This is a genomic window from Rhodoferax lithotrophicus, from assembly GCF_019973615.1.
Taxonomy (GTDB): Bacteria; Pseudomonadota; Gammaproteobacteria; order Burkholderiales; family Burkholderiaceae_C; genus Rhodoferax; species Rhodoferax lithotrophicus.
This window is the reverse complement of the sequence record NZ_AP024238.1, coordinates 724,976-740,044: the sequence shown is the minus strand read 5'-3', so window position 1 is coordinate 740,044 and position 15,069 is coordinate 724,976. Positions and strand designations below refer to the sequence as shown.

Below are 15,069 nucleotides of genomic sequence, written 5' to 3'. Positions count from 1 at the left end.
CTGACCGATCCTTGACACCTTGATCAGCATTTTTTCACTCGGAAAGTTCACTCACGGCTGTCACAAATTCTTCATGTTGGCGTAGTGAACTACCCATCTCACCCCAGTCTGTGACTCCTGCACTGGGTGGTTTTTTACTCTGGCAAATAGCATGTACACCTATGACTAGCGACACCCCGAATCCCCCTCTGACGCGAGCGGCCTGGCTGGCCGTGCTGGCCCGTGCCAGCCTGGCGCAACTGCAGGCACAAACCCCCGCCGCCGATACCCTGCCCCCTGTGCAGCAAGTGCGCCCGCCCGAAGTGGGCATGGTGATGCTGCGCGGGCGCGTGGGCGGCACCGGCAACCCTTTCAACCTGGGCGAAGCCAGTGTGGTGCGCTGCGCCGTGCGGCTGGGTCAGGGGCCGCTGGGCGTGGCCTATGCGCTGGGGCGCGACAAACGCCGCGCCGAACTGGCCGCGTTGTTTGATGCCCTGCTGCAAGACCCGCAGCACCACGACACGCTGCAACGTGAGTTGATTGCGCCGCTGGCCCAGTTGCAAGCCCAGGCCCGGACGCAAAGACAGCAGGCGGTGGCCAGCTCCAAGGTCGAATTTTTCACCTTTGTGCGGGGTGAAGCATGAACGCCACATCCACCCTCGCGCCCGGTCTGCTTGACGGTGTGCATGACAGCCAGCAAGCGTTTCGCGCCGCGCTGGACGCACTGGCCCGGCCTGGCCAGGTGCGCCACATCGGCCCGGCCTTGCCCGGCGTGGCACTGGGCGGAGCGCTGGCCCGCCTGCTGCTGAGCCTGAGTGATGACGAAACCCCGGTCTGGTGGTCTGATGACGCTGCCAGCTTGCCGCAATGGCTGCGGTTTCACACCGGTGCCCCCGTGGCGCAACAGCCTGATGCGGCCAGCTTTGCCGTGGTCACCGACCTGGCCCACCTGAGCGCACTGACTGACTTTGCAGCGGGCTCGGCGGCATCACCCGAGTTGTCTTGCACCCTGTTGATCGAGCTGCCCGCGCTGGCCGGTGGCCCCAATCTGGAGTGGCGCGGCCCTGGCATCGCCCAGGTGCAGCGTGTCGGTTTGCCGGGTCTGCCCGACGACTTCTGGGCCCAGTGGCAAGCCAACCACGCAGCGTTTCCGCAGGGCGTGGACATCCTCTTCACCTGCGGCGACGCGGCCCTGGGCCTGCCCCGCACCACCCGTGTCCGCCGATTGGAAGGAGTCTGAGATGTATGTTGCAGTCAAAGGCGGCGCAGCCGCCATCGAGAGTTCCTGGCGCTTGCTGGAACAACAGCGCCGGGGTGACACCACTGTGCCTGAGTTGTCGGTGGCGCAAATCCGCTCGCAACTCACGCTGGCGGTTGACCGTGTCATGAGCGAAGGCTCCTTGTACGACCCCGAGCTGGCCGCCCTGGCCATCAAGCAGGCCAGCGGTGATTTGATGGAAGCCATCTTCCTGCTGCGGGCCTACCGCACCACCTTGCCGCGCCTGGGCTACAGCGAGCCGCTTGACACCGCCCGCATCGCGCTGGCACGGCGCATCTCGGCCGCATTCAAAGAAGTGCCCGGTGGTCAACTGCTCGGGCCGACTTACGACTACACCCAGCGCCTGCTCGACTTTGCCCTGCTGGCCGAAGGGCAAGACCAGCCCGCAGATGCTGGCTCGGTAGGAGCGCCGGAAGGCGCGATAGCCCCGCCCACCACTGTCCCACGCATCAACGACTTGCTGGCGCGTGAGGGCCTGCTGGAAACCCCGCAACCCATGGACGCGCAAGCCCCCGGCGACCTGACCCGCGACCCGCTGATGTTCCCGGCCGACCGCGCCCTGCGCCTGCAAGCGCTGGCCCGGGGCGACGAAGGCTGGCTGCTGGCCATGGGTTACTCCACCCAGCGCGGCTACGCCAACTCGCACCCGTTTGCAGGCGAAATCCGGCGCGGCACGGTCAGCGTGGAACTGGTGCCCGACGAGCTCGGTTTTGCCATTGACATTGGCGACCTGGAAGTCACCGAATGCCAGATGATCAACCAGTTCAGCGGCAGCCGCGACGTGCCACCGCAGTTCACCCAGGGCTACGGCCTGGCCTTTGGTGGGGCCGAACGCAAAACCATGGCGATGGCACTGGTGGATCGTGCCCTGCGGGCCGACGAGCTGGGCGAGCCACGGGTGGCCCCGGCGCAAGACGCTGAATTTGTGCTGTCGCACGCCGACAACGTCGAGGCCTCCGGCTTTGTGCAACACCTCAAACTGCCGCACTACGTGGACTTTCAGGCCGAACTGGAGCTGGTGCGCAAGCTGCGTGCCGCCCATGTGGCACGCGACACCGCTCCCCTGACCCAACAAGAGGCCGCATGATGGACACCCACTACAACTTTGCTTTCCTGGACGAGCGCACCAAAAAACGCATCCGCCGCGCCCTGCTCAAAGCCGTGGCCGTGCCGGGCTACCAGGTGCCGTTTGGCTCACGCGAAATGCCTTTTGCCTACGGCTGGGGCACCGGCGGCGTGCAGATCACCGCCAGCATCATGGGCCAAAACGATGTGCTCAAGGTCATTGACCAGGGCTCGGACGACACCACCAACGCAGTCAACATCCGGCGCTTTTTTGCTCGCACCACGGGGGTTGCCACCACCGGCAAAACCCGCGAGGCCACGCTGATCCAGACCCGCCACCGCATCCCCGAAGTGCCACTGACCGAAGCGCAAACCCTGGTCTACCAGGTGCCGATGCCCGAGCCACTGTCCAAGCTGGAGCCGCGCCGGCGGGAAACCATCAAGATGCACGCCCTGAGTGAATACGGGCTGATGCATGTGCGCCTGTACGAAGACATTGCGCAACTCGGGGCGATCTCACACGCCTATGACTATCCGGTGATGGTCAATGAGCGTTACCTGATGTCGCCCTCACCGATCCCAAAATTTGACAACCCCAAGATGCACATGAACCCGGCGCTGCAACTGTTTGGCGCAGGCCGCGAAAAGCGCCTCTATGCCATACCGCCCTACACCCCGGTGCGCAGCCTGGACTTTGAAGACCACCCGTTTGAAGTGCAGCACTGGGAACATGCCTGCGCACTGTGTGGGGCTGCTGAGAGTTATCTGGACGAAATGATTGTGGACGACGCAGGCAGCCGCCTGTTTGTGTGTTCCGACAGCGACTATTGCGAAGACCGGCGCAACGCAGGCCATGTCGGCACGCAGCAAGCCGTGACGCTGCACGATGCTTTGACCACCATGCAGGAGGTCGCATGAAGCCACCTGTGTTGCTATCTGTCCGCCAAGCGGGCAAGGCCTTTGTGCACCAAGGCCAGCCACGCTGGGCTTGCCGCGATGTGAGCTTTGACCTCTACCCCGGCGAAGTGCTGGCGGTGGTGGGCGAATCGGGCTCGGGCAAAAGCACGCTGTTGCGCCTGCTGGCGGCACGCCTGGCCTGTGACCAAGGCTCGGTGCATTACGACGTGCGAACCGAATCCGTCAACGAAGCCAGCGGCCTGGTCGATCTGGCCGAGTTGTCAGAAGCCCGCCTGCGCTGGCTGGCCCGCACCGACTGGGGTTTTGTGGAGCAACACGCGCGTGACGGCCTGCGCATGAACGTCTCGGGCGGGGCCAATGTGGGTGAACGCCTGATGGCCCTGGGCGCACGCCACTATGGCAAGCTGCGCAGTGAAGCGGTCTCCTGGATGCAGCGTGTGGAGCTCGACACCGGGCGCATTGACGACCTGCCCGCCACCTACTCGGGCGGCATGCAGCAGCGCCTGCAAATTGCCCGCAACCTGGTCACGCATCCGCGCCTGGTGTTCATGGACGAGCCCACCACCGGCCTGGACGTGTCAGTCCAGGCCCGCCTGCTCGACCTGCTGCGCGAGCTGGTGGATGAGCTGCAACTGGCCGCCGTGGTGGTCACCCACGACCTGGCCGTGGCCCGCCTGCTGGCCCAGCGCATGCTGGTCATGAAAGACGGCCAGGTGGTGGAACAAGGCCTGACCGACCGCGTGCTGGACGACCCCCAGCACCCCTATACCCAATTGCTTGTTTCCTCGGTACTGACCCCATGACTGCACTCATAGAAACTCATCGCCTGTCCAAAACCTTCACGCTGCACGGGCGCGGCGGCCTGCAACTGCCGGTGTTTTCTGGCATCAATCTAAGCGTGCAGCCTGGCGAATGCCTGGCGCTCACCGGCCACTCCGGCAGCGGCAAAAGCTCTTTGCTGCGCTGCCTGTATGGCAACTACGCGCCCAGCAGCGGCGCGGTGCGAATTCGCCACGCCGGGGACTGGCTCAATCTGTCGCAGGCCGCGCCGCGTGAGGTGGTGGCGGTGCGCCGGCGCACGCTGGGCTACGTGTCGCAGTTTCTGCGCGTGATCCCACGGGTCTCCACGCTCGACATCGTGGCCGACCCCTTGCGCCGCCTGGGGGTGGGTGCGGCAGAAGCCCGCCAACAGGCCGCGCACTGGTTGCAACGCCTGAACCTGCATGAGCATTTGTGGCACTTGCCACCCGCCACCTTCTCGGGCGGTGAGCAGCAGCGCGTCAACATCGCCCACGGCATGATCAGCGCAGCGCCGGTGTTGTTGCTGGACGAGCCCACCGCCTCGCTCGACGGTGACAACCGGCGCGTGGTGGTCGAGCTGATCCACGCCGCCCGCGCACAAGGCAGCGCCATTGTGGGCATTTTTCATGACGACGAAGTGCGCCAGGCCGTAGCCACACGATGCTTTGACGTGGAACAACACCGAAACTCTCTCTGAACTTCAAGGAATACCGCCATGACTCAACGTATTGTGAGCAACGCCCGTATCGTCACCGCTGACGACGAATTCACCGGCTGTCTGATTGTGGAAGACGGCATCATCCGCTGCATAGACACCGGCTCCACCGCGTTACCCGGTGCCGAGGACTGGGGTGGCGACTGGCTGCTGCCCGGCCTGGTGGAGTTGCACACCGACAACCTGGAGAAACACCTGTCACCGCGCCCCGGCGTGTTGTGGAACGCCCATTCCGCCATGACGGTGCACGATGCCCAGTGCGCAGCGGCAGGTATCACCACCGTGCTGGATTCGGTGGTGATTGGTGACCTGGACGACGACGGCGCACGCAGCAAAACCCAGCACACCTCGATTGCCGCCCTGCACCAGTGCCGCGACGAAGGCCTGATGCGGGTGGAACACCTGCTGCACCTGCGCTGCGAACTCTCTGCCCCCGACATGCTGGAGGTGTTTCACGAATACGCCGATGACCCGCTGCTGACCCTGGTCAGCATGATGGATCACACCCCCGGCCAGCGCCAGTGGCGCGACATGGTCACCTACCGCCGCTACACCGAGCGCAACGGCAGCTACAACGATGCCGATTTCGAGGCCATGATCGCCCAGCGCAAGGCCGACCAGCAAGCCTTTTCTCTGCCACACCGGGTTGAAATTGTGCGCGAATGCCGCTCACGTGGTCTGCCTCTGGCCAGCCATGACGACACACTGCTCAGCGACATTGCACTGGCCGTGGCCGAGGGGGTGGCCATGTCCGAGTTCCCCACCACGGTTGAAGCGGCGCAGGCGGCACGCGCTGCGGGCATGGCCATCATCATGGGCGGGCCGAACATGGTCAAGGGTGGCTCTCACTCGGGCAATGTGTCCGCCGCAGAGCTGGCGCAGCTGGATTTGCTGGACATTTTTTCGTCGGACTACGTGCCCAGCAGCCTGCTGATGGCCACCTACATGCTGGCTGCGCTGGACGGCTGGTCGCTGCCCAAGGCGGTGCGCACCGTCACACTCAACCCGGCCCGTGCCATTGGCCTGCAAGACCGGGGCGAGATTGCGCTGGGCCAGCGGGCCGACCTGTTGCGGGTGCGCATGAACCGTGTCGGCATGCCGCTGGTGCTGGAGACCTGGCGGACGGGCCAACGGGCGTTCTGAAACGTGCCCCGTATGAGCGCCGCAAGGCGCGATATTCGCGGCTGCCGCCGCTCCTACAACACCCCATCCTCATGAGCCACACCCACATTGCCGCCCACAACCTGCCACAGCCCGCCCGCCTGGGGCTGGAGCCCACGCTGTCAGCCAGCGCCATCGTGCGCGACTGCCGCTTTGGCCGCTACACCCAGGTCGGTGATCAGACCCGCATGGAAGACTGCCTGCTGGACGACTACGCCTACGTGCAGCATTTCTGCGACCTGATGTCGGCCGACATTGGCAAGTTTGCCAACATTGCCAACATGGTGCGTGTCAACCCCGGTTTTCACCCGATGGAGCGGCCCACGCTGCACCACTTTGTCTACCGACCCACGATGTACGGCATGGCCGAGCAGGACGATGCCGACTTCTTTGCCTGGCGTCGCCGCCAGCGCGTGGTGATTGGGCACGACACCTGGATCGGCCACGGCGTGGTGATCATGCCCGGCGTGCACATTGGCCATGGTGCAGTAGTGGGCAGCAACTCGGTGGTGACCAAAGATGTGCCGGCCTACGCCATCGTCGCAGGTGCGCCCGCCAAGCTGATCCGCCAGCGCTTTCCCAAGGCCATTGCCCAGGCGCTGGAGGCCACCGCATGGTGGGACTGGGATCACGACACACTCACCGAGCGTATGCCGGAGTTCAAGGACTTGCGCGGGTTTCTGGCCAAATACGCGCCTTGAGCCACAGCGATCAGCACACGTCTTGCTGCATGGCTGCATGCTGCGAGTCAAAAGTGCTGTATAAAATAACATGATGAACATCACCCAACCCCCTGCACTATTTGGAATTTCCCGCAGTAACCGGAACTTTTCAGATGCTTATTACTGGGGCAAGAATCAATTCAATTCGGCGTTTCCGGTGGCACTGGCCTGCTACATGCGCTCGCAATCACACCCGTTGATGTATGTGAAATTCAAGGACTCCGACCATACCCAAGTGACTGAACTGGCGGTGACCGAGCTGTTTGGCAGCACCTTGCCCAACGAGCAACTGCATTTTTCGTTTGAAACCCGCTTTGATCCTTTCAGAACGTTCGTTCACGACGAGTTACCCGCGATTGATCTGGTGGTGGGTAAAGGTGATCCGATCCAACAACTCCGCCCGATTGAGATCAAGCTGACCACTTTGCCAGACAACACCACAGAAGCTGGCCCCGAAGACAAGTACGGTGCCGAGCTGGTGATTCGTTCTGCCACCACCCGCTACATGGCGTTATCAATGGCACGGGCGGTGGATGCGCATCGTGTGCGTGTGCGTGTGCGTGTGCGTGTGCGTGTGCGTGAGATATTCGAGCCCGTTTTTGCTCGTGTCCGCAGTTGGGATTCCAAAGCCGAAATGCTACCCATCGTCGGCAAAGCGCTTGCTGCGCTGGAGCTGTTTTTGACTGAATTCAAAGATTTGCAGTCACCACTGCTGATGCAGCCGATCTGGAAAACGGTAGGAAAGTCGCCCGTTCTGGCAGATCATTGTCTGGACATCTTCGTCTGGAGTGATTTTGCGCTGACGCATCTGTTTCTGGACTCCGTCCGCAAGCCACGCGATACCAATGCCATCTCCAGATATGGCCGCGCCACGCTGCGGTTGACGCGGTTTTTATATGAACGATCCAAGTCAGACAAGGTTTTTCAGGCCCCCATTTATGACGGCATGACGTTTGACAACCAGAATGACAAAGAATTTGCGATTTCAGGAACCCGTTCGCGCGAGCTGATGGCGTGTGCCCGACTCGCCAAGCCGATCATCGCCAAAGATGAAATCAAGCACATTATTTTGGGCGGTGGGCAAAAATTCCTCAGCCCGGAGCGGCGTTTTGAGGCAGTCTTCTCAGACAGTATCAAAGCATGTTTGAACCATGCATGATCTTCCCGTCAGAGAAAAATCGATTTTGGCTGGTTTGTACTTCTCCAAGTTTGATGGGGAAGGATTGAGAACATTTGGCTTCGGTGGATTTACCGAGGCTTTCAATGTGATTGGGTTGACGCTTGGTGTTCGCCCTGGATCAATCAAGAATTACAGAGACGAGTTTGATCCGCTTTTTCCGAATAAGCGTAAAGGCTGGCATCAAAGACCGATGCGTGAATATTGCAAGAAAATTTATGACAGTTTTGGCGGGTTGGACTTGGAAAACTTCACGAGTTTATTGAAGCAAATCCTGTACAAGGAGCACGATCTCGATCTGCTCATCGAGGAAGTCGCAGAGTCAGGCTGTGATACGGATGGATCTTTCGCCAAGCGGCTGCTCACGGGTCAAGCCGCCGAGCAGTATTTCATGAACGCCTTCAAGAGCATTCCAACTTTTGATGGTCTCAACATCAGAGATACCACCAAACTCGGTTGCGGTTTCGACTTCCAGCTTTACTCTCCCAGCGTTTCCTTGGCGGTGGAAGTTAAGGGACTCAACGATAAGCGTGGAAATATAACGCTCACCGAAAAAGAGCATGCTATAGCGTCCAGAATGGGGGATCGGTATTTTCTGTTTGTCGTCAAGAACTTCAAAGAAAAGCCGATCCATGATCTATACCAAAACCCCTTGGGAGAAGGATTGGTGTTTACAAAAGTGGAGCAACACATTATCCAAACAAGCTGGACAACCAGAATGTAAGGCGCGCACAACAGCAATGCAGGAAGGCATTGATCCAGACTTTCCCACTAGAGTTTCAATTTCCGGGCTGCAAATCTGACGTTGAGCAGGTCATTGGCAATGCCGTGCCAGTCAAACTGGCTGAGTATGTTGGCAGTCGGTTGATGCAGTACATCCATACGCTTGAAGCCAACAATGCGCTGCCTGCACCTTGCCAGTTGTTTGAGACAAAAATCTGAGTCCCACCCAATTGGTGCCAATCTACGCACTCGATTGATATTATTTCAATAGCTACTTACGCTTATAAATAAAGCAATAGAGCCACATTTCATCCGCAGATTCAACTACAAAGTGCATCTCTGCCAGAAACCAGAGCGGATGCGACTCATCGTCATCTTGCGCACGGTGCACAATGATCTTTGCGATCACGTGAACGGAAGATGCCCATGAAGCCAGACCCTCACCCAGCCAAACCACAAGAGGTTGAACTCAAGCTGTACCTGCCCAGCGCCGACCCCGCCGGGCTGGCCCAGCGGCTGGCACACATACCGCTGCTGCGTCGGCGCAAACCGTCTCGCCAGGTTTTGCACAACATCTACTACGACACGCCAGACCAGCGCCTGCGCCAGCAGCGGGCTGTGCTGCGCCTGCGCCGGGTGGGCAACGATGCCCAACCGCAATGGCTGCAAACCTTCAAAACTGGGGCCCGTGACAATTCGGCGCTGAGTCGGCGCGGCGAATGGGAAAGCCCGGTCGATGCGCCCACCCTGTCCCGCCAGGCGCTGGAGTCCACACCCTGGGCCGATCTGGACCCCGATGGCCGTCTGTTTGCGGTCCTGAAACCCTGTTTTGTCACCGTGTTCGAACGCACCGCCTGGCTGGTTCGGCGGCGTGATGGCAGCGTGGTGGAAGTGGCCCTGGATCTGGGCCACATTGAGGCCAACGGCCAACGCACCCCAATCTGCGAGCTGGAGCTGGAATTGAAGGCCGGCACGACGGCCGCCTTGTTTGCCATGGCGCAGGAAATCACCCTGAGCGTGGCCGTACTGCCAGCCAGCATGAGCAAGGCCGAGCGCGGTTTTTTGCTGGCGCAAGATGGCCTCAACCAGCCGCATCACGGCGACCTGCCAGCACTCTCGGCCAAGTTGCCGGTACAACTGCTGGCACAGCAGGTGCTGCGCAACATGCTGAGCCAGTTCACCCGCAACCTGGACAGCCTGCGCGTGTCGGATGATCCCGAGGTGGTGCACCAGGCACGCATCGGCTGGCGGCGCTTCAAAAGTGGGCTGCGTTTTTTCAACAAAGTGCTGCCCCTGGCCGCCCCGCCGGCTTCAGAGGCCTTGCGCCACCTGCTGACAAGCCTGGGAGAACTGCGCAATCTGGATGTCGCCTGCACCGAAACCCTGCCCGCACTGGCCAGCGCCTATGCCATGGGGTATACCCGGCGCGCCCAGTCCTGGCACACACTGACTCAAGCCTTGGTGCAAGCCAGTGCGCTGCAACGTCAAAGGGTTCGCCATACGCTACAACAGCCTGATGTGGGGGCCAGCTTGCTGGCCATTACGCACTGGCTGGAGACCCTGCCCGCGAGTGAGTCCATGGCGCTCACCCGCAAAGCGTCTTGGCGGCATTGGGCTAAACATCGGATTTTGCGCTTGCAGCAACAGCTGCAACATGTGCAGGATGCTGCCCACACGCCAGAACAATGGCACCGGGTGCGTATCCTGGCCAAGCGCTTGCGCTACAACAGCGAAGCCTTGCACAGCTTGCTGCCACGCCGACTGGCCCGGCGCTGCACGGATCAGGCGACCAAACTACAAACCAGCCTGGGTGCGGCACGCGACATCACGCAAGCCAGTGTGCTTTTGGACAAGCTGGAACTGGATCACGGCATTGTGGAGTTTCTGCGCGGTGTGGCCGTTGGTGCTGAACAGGCATAGCCCACCCCTTCGCCAGGAATCCCCACACGCCCACAGCAAAAACCGCTGAAAGTGACTGAAAGATACCGCTGGTTGCAGGTGTCATCAAACCGTCGCAGTGATCGTTCAAGATACCAAGGGTTTCCCCTTGTGTATCACAGCAGCCCTTCAGCGCGGGCTCGATCACCCAGAAAGCGAAGTTGTTCATGTCCTCCGTGCCCTACACCGAGTCAGTCGGTCAGCCCACTGTGGCAGGCTCTTTTTCCCGCCGGATCAGCGCCGTGTTATTGCTGGTTTTGGCAGTGGCCTTGCTGGGCTCCAGCATCGGTTACTGGTCATTGCAAAAAGTTTCCGGCGAGACCGAAACCATGGTGGCCCAAGTCATGTCCACCGAACGCCTGACAAGTGTTTTGCAGCAGCATATTCTGGTCAATGTAGCTCGCTCCAAAGCCTTTGCCCTGAGTTCCGAGCCCCAGGTGGGCGAGGCACTGATGCCCGATATTCAACAGACATCGGGCCAGATTGATACGCTGTTGCAGCAATTGGACGGCATGCTCATGACCCCGGAAGACCGCGCCACATTGGGGTTGTTGATTCAGGCCAACACCAGTTTCGTCAACGCACGCCAGGAGCTGAGTGTCGCGCGGGATGGCGGCAACACAGCCACCATCGAGAAAGTCTATGCCAGCCGTTTCAGCCCGGCGGCACAAGCGTTACAGGACACCGTCACCCGGCTGGGTGATGCCCAGCGTGCCAGGATCGAAACCTCGGTGAGCGACATCGGTCACTTGAGCCGGACAGCACGCTGGGGCTTGATCCTGTTCAGCGGCGGAGCCCTGTTGCTGGGTGGGGTGTTGTCCGCATGGCTGGCGCGCAGCATTACGCGCCCGATTCAGCAAGCGGTGGCCACGGCCAACCAAGTGGCATCACTGGATCTGAGCACCCCCATCAACGGGCATAACCGCGACGAAGCGGGTCGGTTGCTGGTGGCCTTGGGGCGCATGCAGACGGCCTTGCGCTCCCTGGTAGAACAGGTGCAAGGGGCCAGCCACAGCGTGGCAGAAGGTGCCACGCAGATCGCCGTCGGCAACCTTGATTTTTCCGAACGTATTGAAATGGCGGCCTCTTTCCTGCAACAAACGGTAGCCTTGATCGAAGAGATTACGGCCTCCACACAGGCCTCCCTGCAAGCCACAAGCCGGGGCACGGCCTTAGCCCAATCTGCCACGCAGGAGGCAGCCACCGGCAGCGTGGTGATGTCCGAGCTGATGCAGACAATGAACGATATCAGCGCTGCGTCGGGCCAGATTGTGGACATCACGGCAGTGATTGACAGCATTGCCTTTCAGACCAATATCCTGGCTTTGAACGCCGCCGTCGAAGCCGCCCGCGCCGGGGATCAAGGGCGGGGCTTTGCAGTGGTGGCCGCAGAGGTGCGCACCCTGGCCAACCGGTCGGCCATCGCGGCGGGCGAAATCAAGGCGCTGATTGATGCGTCGACCACCAAGGTTCAGCTCGGCACCCAGAAAGTACGCCTGGCGCGTGAGACCATGCACAGCATCGTCCATTCAATCAACCAGGTGAACGAAGTTATTGATGAAATTCATGCCGGCAGCAGTGCACAGAGCAGCAGCATGTCCAGCATCAACGCATCGGTGAACAGGCTTGACCAGATGACCCAACAAAACGTGGCGGTCGTGGAAGAGTCTGCCGCCGCGGCGCAGAACCTGCAGAACCAGGCGGGCGACTTGCGTGACGCAGCTCGCCGCTTCAAGTTGCCGGGCTTGCTGCTGGCCGCTTGAGTGTTGACAACAACCAGCCACCCCACCTGACCTGCAGGGTGAGGGGAGCCACCTCACACGTCACATGACGCGAGGGGGTGTTTCGACCACTTCGGAAGACGTACAGAATTTGCCAAGCAAGTGACGACATTGGTGCCACAAAAAGTTCACACCTTCAATACCCATGTCCTCGCTGCTGCTCGACTCCAGCCGCAGCTGTAGTGTGAGCATGGTACGCAGCGTCTGGCAGCTTGACGCGTCATGAACCGGCATGTTGGCCACTGAGAAATCACCTTCCCGAAAAAGCCTGACCTCAAATGGATTGCCAAGGTCCAGCTGGCAACGTTCAGCCAGTTGCTGGATGACGCGGTGTAAATCGACCATGTCGTTGGAGGGAACAGTTGGGATCATCGAAGTTGTACGCACGTTCATCTTTCCGCTAGGGTGGGACTCCAGCGTGGCAGATTTCCATGACAACTTTGTGAACAGCAGGTATGCCGGATGGATGTCCGCGTTCACGTCACAAAAGTGAAACGCTACCCCGTCATGATTGATGATTTCAACCCGATGACGAGCCCTTAATGCCACACACCATGACAACTCAAATCTCCCCCACCGGCTTGCGTTACACAGCCAAACAAAACGGCTCACCCTTTCAAGGGATAAGTGGGTCAGGCGAGACCATGAGTTGTATGAAATGTGGCCAGCACAAGCTGCGTCGAAATGGCATTTACAAACGCTATCTGACCGCACTCATGTTCCTTTGCTTTGAATGCAAACCAGGACTTGCCAAGCCTTGATGCAGCGGTTTCTTGCCCATGGAAGACCTGTCACGGACATGTCACCACGATGTCACTGACGTGTCACGCAGGTCATGAATACTTGCCGCAAGCGACGGCGCAGACCACACCCCCAAGTGATTGACCAGGACGCTGGCCCGCTGCGTTGATCATGGGGTCATCGCCCCGGCGTGGGCCAATCTGGGCACAGGTTTTAACTTTTCCCCCAAGGAGTTCTCTTTGATACCTCACACGCACAACAGTCGGCGCGATTTCCTCGTCAAATCAGCCTCCTCCGCCCTGGCCATAGGCGTGGTCGGCTCATTGGCAGCTTGTGGTGGCTCAGATACCCGCCCGGCCACCTTCAGCTACGGCGTGGCCAGTGGCGACCCGCTGACTGACCGGGTGATTTTGTGGACCCACGCCCAGATCGCTGGCAGCACCGACCCGGTGGCGCTGACTTGGCAGGTGGCCAGTGACAGCAGCTTCAGCAAAGTGGTCAGCAGCGGGCGCGTCACCGCCACGCAAGCCAACGCATTCACCGCCAAAGTGGATGCCACCGGTTTGACGGCAGGTAGCAGCTACTTTTACCGTTTTATGGACGATACCGGTGCAGCCTCCACCGTGGGAAGCACCCGCACCCTGCCCGCCAGCAATGTGGCAAGTGTCAAGCTGGCCGTGTTCTCCTGCGCACTGTATTCAGCGGGTTATTTCAACGCCTATGACGCAGCCGCCAAGTCGGACGCGCAATACGCCATCCATCTGGGGGACTACCTGTACGAATACGGCGCCGACCCCGCCAAATTTGGCAACACCGATGCCTTGACCGGCACCAGCGCCGTGTCCTTGAACCGGGTCATCACCCCGGCCAACGACATGGTCAGCCTGAATGATCACCGCACCCGTTACGCCCTGTACAAGTCAGACCCGAGCTTGCAGGCCTTACACGCCAAAATGCCCTGGATCACAGTCTGGGACGATCATGAATTCGCCAACAACGCCTATGTCAACGGCGCAGAAAATCACCATACCGCGACCCAAGGAGACTGGACAACCCGCAAAAACATCGCCGCCCGGGTATACCACGAGTGGATGCCGATCCGCACCGATGCCAGTGGTGATGTGCTGAAGATTTACCGCAGCTTTGACTTTGGCAACCTGTTCACCCTGCACATGCTCGACACCCGTATCGAAGGCCGCGACCAGCAGTACGACAGCTTTGGGGATGCCGATGGTGGCCTCACGCGCTATGCCACCGCTCTGGCCAATGGCTCCGATGCGACCCGCAAGATGATCAGCAGCACGCAGCAAAGCTGGCTGACCAACGGCATGGCAACCTCCAAAGCCACCTGGCAACTGCTGGGCAACCAGGACATCATGGCGCGTATGTGGTTCCCCGCTTCGGTCTTGCAGGCCCAGGCCGTCGCCACTGCCAGCCCCACCCCGGCCAATCTCACAGCGGTGCAAACCGCCATCACCGCCTACCTGGGAGCCAAAGGGGCGCGTGCAGGTGCAGCCTTGGGTGGCCCGGCGCTGACCGCCACACAAACCGCTTTGCTCAACACCACCAGCAACCCGCTGCTGCCCTACAACCTGGATGCCTGGGACGGCTACCCCAGCAACCGCGAAGCCATTTTGCAAACCGTCAAGGCCCAGGGCAAAAAGCTGGTGGCGCTCTCGGGCGACTCCCATAACGCCTGGTTTGCCAACCTGACCACCCTGGCCGATGACAAAGTGGGGGTCGAATTTGCCGCGTCTTCGGTGACCTCCCCCGGGTTTGAGAGTGTGGGTCTGGGTGGCCTGGCCAGTGCGCTGGATGGCACAGCCTTGGTCCCCCAACTGGGTGCCGCCGCCATGGGTGCGGGTCTGGGTTTGATCAATGACTTGAACTACACCGACAGCAGCCAACGCGGTTATCTGGCCCTGACCGTCACCGCCGATGCCGTCAAGGGTGACTATGTGTACATGAGCACCGTCAAGTCCACCAGCTACAGCGCCACCGTGGGCAAAACTATCACCGTGGCGGCTGCCACTGGTGCCATTACCTACGCCTGATGAAGGCGTGTAGAA

General features: G+C 60.6%; 15 protein-coding genes. 14 read left to right on the top strand and 1 reads right to left on the bottom strand.

Annotated features, from left to right (window positions below):
- The first annotated feature begins 161 nt into the window (after positions 1-161).
- The 13 genes from phnG to LDN84_RS03390 all read left to right on the top strand — a co-directional run bounded on the left by phnG (position 162) and on the right by LDN84_RS03390 (position 12,241).
- Positions 162-623, top strand: coding sequence for a phosphonate C-P lyase system protein PhnG (gene phnG, locus LDN84_RS03450; RefSeq protein WP_223908266.1), 462 nt, complete (start codon positions 162-164; stop codon positions 621-623).
- The gene (gene phnH / locus LDN84_RS03445; RefSeq protein ID WP_223908264.1) at positions 620-1,219 is read left to right on the top strand and encodes a phosphonate C-P lyase system protein PhnH; all 600 of its coding nucleotides are present in this window, start codon (positions 620-622) and stop codon (positions 1,217-1,219) included. Before phnG ends, phnH begins: the two co-directional genes overlap by 4 nt.
- A 1-nt stretch (position 1,220) precedes the next feature.
- Positions 1,221-2,345 carry a carbon-phosphorus lyase complex subunit gene (locus tag LDN84_RS03440; RefSeq protein WP_223908262.1) on the top strand — a complete coding sequence of 375 codons (1,125 nt, stop codon included), beginning with the start codon at positions 1,221-1,223 and terminating at the stop codon, positions 2,343-2,345.
- On the top strand, positions 2,342-3,241 hold the full coding sequence (locus LDN84_RS03435) for an alpha-D-ribose 1-methylphosphonate 5-phosphate C-P-lyase PhnJ (RefSeq protein WP_223908254.1): 900 nt from the start codon (positions 2,342-2,344) through the stop codon (positions 3,239-3,241). Before LDN84_RS03440 ends, LDN84_RS03435 begins: the two co-directional genes overlap by 4 nt.
- Positions 3,238-4,044, top strand: a complete 807-nt coding sequence (phnK, locus tag LDN84_RS03430; protein WP_223908252.1) for a phosphonate C-P lyase system protein PhnK — start codon at positions 3,238-3,240, stop codon at positions 4,042-4,044. The genes LDN84_RS03435 and phnK overlap by 4 nt, the downstream gene beginning before the upstream one ends.
- Positions 4,041-4,739 carry a phosphonate C-P lyase system protein PhnL gene (gene phnL / locus LDN84_RS03425; protein WP_223908250.1) on the top strand — a complete coding sequence of 233 codons (699 nt, stop codon included), beginning with the start codon at positions 4,041-4,043 and terminating at the stop codon, positions 4,737-4,739. Before phnK ends, phnL begins: the two co-directional genes overlap by 4 nt.
- Before the next feature lie 18 nt (positions 4,740-4,757).
- A complete protein-coding gene (locus LDN84_RS03420; protein WP_223908248.1) occupies positions 4,758-5,900 on the top strand; it encodes an alpha-D-ribose 1-methylphosphonate 5-triphosphate diphosphatase in 1,143 nt (380 codons plus the stop codon).
- Positions 5,901-5,971: 71 nt separating this feature from the next.
- A complete protein-coding gene (locus tag LDN84_RS03415) occupies positions 5,972-6,619 on the top strand; it encodes a transferase hexapeptide repeat family protein (RefSeq protein WP_223908237.1) in 648 nt (215 codons plus the stop codon).
- Between the two features lie 73 nt (positions 6,620-6,692).
- Positions 6,693-7,799, top strand: coding sequence for a HindVP family restriction endonuclease (locus tag LDN84_RS03410; RefSeq protein ID WP_223908220.1), 1,107 nt, complete (start codon positions 6,693-6,695; stop codon positions 7,797-7,799).
- The gene (locus LDN84_RS03405; protein WP_223908217.1) at positions 7,792-8,541 is read left to right on the top strand and encodes a protein NO VEIN domain-containing protein; all 750 of its coding nucleotides are present in this window, start codon (positions 7,792-7,794) and stop codon (positions 8,539-8,541) included. Before LDN84_RS03410 ends, LDN84_RS03405 begins: the two co-directional genes overlap by 8 nt.
- A complete protein-coding gene (locus LDN84_RS23080; protein WP_353961412.1) occupies positions 8,457-8,759 on the top strand; it encodes a DNA cytosine methyltransferase in 303 nt (100 codons plus the stop codon). Before LDN84_RS03405 ends, LDN84_RS23080 begins: the two co-directional genes overlap by 85 nt.
- 207 nt (positions 8,760-8,966) lie before the next feature.
- Entirely contained in the window at positions 8,967-10,460 is a 1,494-nt protein-coding gene (locus tag LDN84_RS03395) for a CYTH and CHAD domain-containing protein (RefSeq protein ID WP_223908214.1), read from the top strand.
- 185 nt (positions 10,461-10,645) lie between these two features.
- Positions 10,646-12,241: a methyl-accepting chemotaxis protein gene (locus tag LDN84_RS03390; RefSeq protein WP_223908211.1), complete on the top strand. Its 1,596-nt coding sequence runs from the start codon at positions 10,646-10,648 to the stop codon at positions 12,239-12,241.
- A gap of 60 nt (positions 12,242-12,301) precedes the next feature.
- On the opposite strand, the gene LDN84_RS03385 is transcribed toward LDN84_RS03390, so the two are convergent.
- Entirely contained in the window at positions 12,302-12,631 is a 330-nt protein-coding gene (locus tag LDN84_RS03385; protein ID WP_223908207.1) for a hypothetical protein, read from the bottom strand.
- Between the two features lie 608 nt (positions 12,632-13,239).
- Between LDN84_RS03385 and LDN84_RS03380 the strand changes: the two genes are divergently transcribed.
- Positions 13,240-15,054: an alkaline phosphatase D family protein gene (locus LDN84_RS03380; protein ID WP_223908204.1), complete on the top strand. Its 1,815-nt coding sequence runs from the start codon at positions 13,240-13,242 to the stop codon at positions 15,052-15,054.
- The last annotated feature ends 15 nt before the right edge of the window (positions 15,055-15,069 follow it).